At 58.5% G+C, this 4828-nt stretch carries 4 protein-coding genes; 3 read left to right on the top strand and 1 reads right to left on the bottom strand.

Annotation, left to right across the window (positions count from 1 at the left end):
• The first annotated feature begins 109 nt into the window (after positions 1 to 109).
• Entirely contained in the window at positions 110 to 1042 is a 933-nt protein-coding gene (locus AX708_RS03125) for a glycosyltransferase family 2 protein (protein ID WP_066529710.1), read from the top strand.
• A 177-nt stretch (positions 1043 to 1219) separates the two neighbouring features.
• Here the strand turns inward: AX708_RS03125 and AX708_RS03130 are convergent, their stop codons facing one another.
• A complete protein-coding gene (locus AX708_RS03130) occupies positions 1220 to 1960 on the bottom strand; it encodes a bifunctional 2-polyprenyl-6-hydroxyphenol methylase/3-demethylubiquinol 3-O-methyltransferase UbiG (RefSeq protein ID WP_067489514.1) in 741 nt (246 codons plus the stop codon).
• 402 nt (positions 1961 to 2362) lie between these two features.
• Between AX708_RS03130 and AX708_RS03135 the strand changes: the two genes are divergently transcribed.
• Positions 2363 to 2632, top strand: coding sequence for a hypothetical protein (locus AX708_RS03135; RefSeq protein ID WP_066529721.1), 270 nt, complete (start codon positions 2363 to 2365; stop codon positions 2630 to 2632).
• Between the two features lie 191 nt (positions 2633 to 2823).
• A complete protein-coding gene (locus AX708_RS03140; protein WP_066529724.1) occupies positions 2824 to 4740 on the top strand; it encodes a hypothetical protein in 1917 nt (638 codons plus the stop codon).
• Positions 4741 to 4828 lie beyond the last annotated feature (88 nt).

Consider the following 4828-nt stretch of genomic DNA (forward strand, 5'->3'; position numbering starts at 1 on the left):
CCTCACTCTTACATAAGTGTGAGGTCCTGTCCGGGGAATTCGGGGGCCGCTTCAATCTTTGACCAGCTCGATTATTCCAACTCGGAAAAGATGATGGGCTTGCACAGCCATGACTGACGTCAGCGTCCTGATCGTGGGGTACAATTCCCGCAATTACCTTGATGCCTGCATGCGCCATCTGCGGCAGGCCGCGAAGGGGTTGAGCATTGAAGTGCTGTTCGTGAACAATGGCGACGACGGTTCCGAGGAGATAGTCCGCGATCACTTCCCTGGATCGGTGATCGTGCCTTCGCAAGGCAACGTCGGGTTCGCCGCTGGCATGAACCTTCTGGCAAACCGCGCGAACGGACCCCTTCTGTTTCTCCTCAACCCGGATGTCGAACTACATCCGAATGCCATCGTTGAATTGCATGCGGTCAGCAGGGACCATCCCGATTACAAGATCCTCGGGTCGCTCGCGGTGGGAGCCGATGGCACGTTTGACCTGCGATCCTTGCCCGCGCTCCCAAAGATCACAGAGCTTTTGAAGGGAGCCGTGGGCCTTAGCGAGAGGATGAGGCAGATCGATCTGACAAGCCGTCTTGTCGAGATCGAAGCGGTCTGCGGCGGGATGATGATGGTTCGCACCGAAGCATGGCACGAACTCGGGGGCATGGATGAGAGCTTCTTCTTGTATAGCGAGGAACTGGATCTGTGCGCCAGGCTCAGGGCAAGTGGAGCACGGATCGGGTTGGTCCCGGCGAGCAAAGGATTCCACGATATCGGCAGCGGGGCGGGATTATCTCCGAAGCGCATCCAGTTCCTGATAACGGGCGCTGCGCATTACTATCACAAGCATTTTGCGGCGCCGCTCGCCTGGCTTACCGTATTTTGCCTCTGGCTAAACTGCTTCAACCGATATGTCGCCGGGCGCCTTTTCGGCAATCGCGTGGCGAGTTTTGCGAGCTTCCCGGCTACCTACGAGAATGTCGTGACACGGCCGTGGAGCTGGTGGCGAGGCTACGCTTCGCCGGGCGCTGACCCGCGATACACGCAAAGCTAGGCCAAGCTTGCCGAACGGGCAGAATGGCGCCGCGGAATGCGAGCAAACGATCCGAGTGAAAAATTCGAGGCCTCATCCAAACTTCTGATCGCTACGCACCTGTACCGGGTCGAAAGCACCGTCCTCGAAAGTCACCTTGCGAAGTGCCCCAGATACTTGCTCCCTGCGCATGCGCCCTCAAGTCAGAGAGGCCGGCTTGAGCACCATCATGATACCGTTGCGCAAATGCGGAACCATCTGGATGGGAGCGGTCAACATACGGGCAATCCGCGCTTTGAAGGTCGCACCCTTGAAGCCGTCCTCATAGTAGGAAGCAAAAGCGACATTCATGCCCCCTCTTTGCGCCTGCCAGAGCATTTGCCGCATCGTATACTCGTGCTGGTGGCCGAGTGCCTCTCCCGGTTCGGGATATCGGTATTTGTCTAGGACTTCCTTGCCAGCAAGCATGTAGGCGACATTACGAAACCGGTTGCCGTTCGGCGTGGTGAGGAAGAGCGTACCATGATCATTCAGCAGGCGCTTCAACCGATTGAGCACGAGATAGGGCGGCTGCGGGATATGTTCTATAACCTCCTGCAAGACGATCAAATCGTATCGCGACACACCCTTTTGCTCCTCGCTGAAAAGATCAACGATGTCGAACTTGAGGCCGAGCGCAGTTACATCATCTCGCCCCTTTTCATTCACATCGCCGACTGCAGCGTCAAACCCGAGAAGTTGCTTAAGCAGGACGGCCATGATGCCGCCGCCGATGTCCAACACCGTTGCGCCCCGAGGCAAACCTAGCATGTCAATCGTATGGAAGCATTGCCAAAACCGTTCTCCCGACTGTCGATAGTAACCTGAATCTTCGACGAAATTTCGTTTGACAATCGCTTCATCATAGGCGGCAAAAAAGGCCTTCCTCGTAACGGTCATGCTTTTCAAACCCCAAGAAGATGGGGCGCGACGTAACAGCTATCAAATTGGCTCACAAGCCGTTTGGCGACGTGTTTCCGCTCGATGGAATGCTCTGAGCCCGATACGATTTTCTCGGTATTAGCGTCGCGGACAAGCGGTCAGTAATGGCGTTAGATCAACTCACTGACGCCACGCGCTTTGATCTCGGATCAGGCTCTTGGAGAACTCATACACCAAGGCGCGGGTGCAAACCTGACATGAATCTCTTTAGTTTCGGTTCTTTCTGAACACCGAAACCGAGGCAACTAAGTCCGATCGATGAAGGGCAAACAAAGACGTCGCACTTGTTGGACAATTAAAGGTTTCCTACTCGATTTTGAACGATCAGATCATAGCACATGTCTGAACGGAGAAACCTCTATGTCCTATGACGCTTATCATGGTCTTGCCCCGTCGTCGATTACTCCATCGGAAAATTGCTTCCCGATCACGCCGAGCGATCTCGAGTCTCTCCCATTCTTGACGAAGGCGATTTACATTGGAAGGGGGGGCGATCTCGTGCTGGTGATCGGGAATTCTCAAGATGCGGTCACCTTCCGGAATGTCGTGCAGGGCAGCGTGCTTGATGTTCGCGTTCGAGCCGTAAAGAGCACCGGTACGACTGCGGGTGACCTGGTGGGGTTGGCCTGATGGGACGATATGGTTTCGGCCATGGAGGCAAAGGAGGGGCGCGGCTGATCGCTCCTCTCGCCGGCGTCGGTGTCAGCGCCCTGGAAATCGCCGCTGTCTTGCCGTCCCCTACCTGGACAGGAACTGCCGGCACCGGCTTCGTGTCCATCCCAACAGACCCGGTTCGCACGACAGCCAAACCGATCGTGCGCATGATCGATCCGCCGAACCAGTATTTCACCGATGAGCTCACCTTCAGCGTGATGGCCTTTGCCAATGACGGAGGCACAATCATCGGCGGGATCGACCGCGTGCGGTTTCATTTCGAGGGCGGATCGGTTGATGTGGTGCAGCCCGCGCTGCGCAACTTCACCCGCTATGACGGCTCCACCTACTCGCTGCCGTGCTACACCGTGCGGCTCAAGAAGCCTGCCGGCAGGGCGGGCGTCGCCAATCTCTATATCGAAGCGATCCCCGCAGACGCGACAATGCAGCGCCGCGTGCTCGGCCCGCTCCAATTCAGCCCGGCAGCGACGAAGCACGATTGGGACAGGACGATCGGCCTGACCGGTTCGGGCGCGGATTACACGGCAGCCACGCTTGCCACAGCGACCCTCAATGCGCTCAACGCCGCCAGAACAGCGGCCGCGCAGAACCCGCGGGTGACCTACATCAGCAGCGGCACCAGCGATCTGCTTGTCGGGTCGTCGGCCTATACCGCGCAAGGCTATATGACCGTGGAGTGCGCGACGGGGGTCAATGTCACCTTCGCCAAGCCCAGTTACACGACGGATGCCGCAATGCTGATGCGCCCGCGCTGGGACGGGATGTGGTTTCGCGGGGCGGGCATTACCTTCGACATGGCCTATGTGTCGGAGGTCTATCACGAGGCGCAGCAATCCGTGCCGACCCTTCTCAACGGACGCAGCCATGTGTTCGAGGGCGTGCGCTTCACGCGCTCCACGCCGCGCGGCGCTCTCATCCGCGGGAACGTGACGGGCGGGAGCGTCACTCATCAGGTGCGCGGCTCCCCGTGGTTCCTCGAATGCGACCTGCACAATATCCAATATGCCGGGCAGTTCTTCGCATACAATCGGGGCTGCGTCCTGCGTGATACCTTCAACGATGCCTTCCATGGGGCCGCATTGGTGGTGGGCAACAAGGTCACCCATCATAATTCAATGGCCTATCGCAACCCGCTTCCCGCCATGACAGTCACCTATAGCGGGGCGGGAGCGACGGCAGACCTGTCTCTGAGTGGCGTCAATGTCGCAAACGGAAGGGTCTTTACGGCCCGCGTCAACGGGGTGTCGGTCGGCACCTTTACTGTCTTCAACACCGAAGCCGCTTACACAGCGGGAACCAACTACACCGTTGCCAATGTGGTGAGCTGGATCAACAGCCTTGGCGGGGGCTGGGCAGCGACCTTGCAGGACGATACCCGTTACGCCGCCGCACTCAGCCTCGGAGATCGTTTTACCAGCTTCGGCGCGTTCACCAATCAGAACGTGAAGGGCGTGACGCTTCAGCTTTTCACAGCCTTCGACCAGCACAGCGATTACTACCAGAAATCCGACAATGTGCAGGAGAACGTGCTGATCTACGGCAACACGGGACTGGACTGCGACACGCAGCACTTCGCCGTCGGGGGCAACGCAACGCGCGATTGGGCCTACATCAACAACGCGATCAACCGGCCGGACCCTGCGCCGGAGTTTCTGGGCAATGCGCAGAGCCAAATGTCGCTAAGCCACAGCCACGTGATCATCGCCCACAACACCTTTCCCTACCAGAGGATGCTATTGGTCTCCACGGCAGGTCCTTACGAGCAGTACGTGGGGGATGCCTATTGCTTGATCGCCAACAACGCCCTTCAGGATCTGGCGTGGGCTGGCCCTGTTATCCTGGGCGTGGTGATCCGCGACAATCATCTCCACGCAGCAGCGGTTGGCACGGGCAGTCCCGGCGAGGTCAAGGCGGGCAATCAGATCACGCTCTATGCCGACGCCGCCGCCGGGGACTACACCCCGGCGGGCGCATTGGCGACCAACCTGAAGGCGCCGGTGTGGAAGTTGGACTTGAAAGGAAACCTGCGCGGGTCAAGCGCAAGCGCGGGAGCCATTGCCTGATCGATGCGCCAGTTCCGATCGCGCCTCAAGCCGCGGGGACTGTAAGGAATTTTGTGCTTGGCCGTTATTTGTTAGGCCAATGGGAAGC

Origin of the sequence: Erythrobacter sp. CCH5-A1, from assembly GCF_001557115.1 — a bacterium.
GTDB lineage: Bacteria > Pseudomonadota > Alphaproteobacteria > Sphingomonadales > Sphingomonadaceae > Erythrobacter.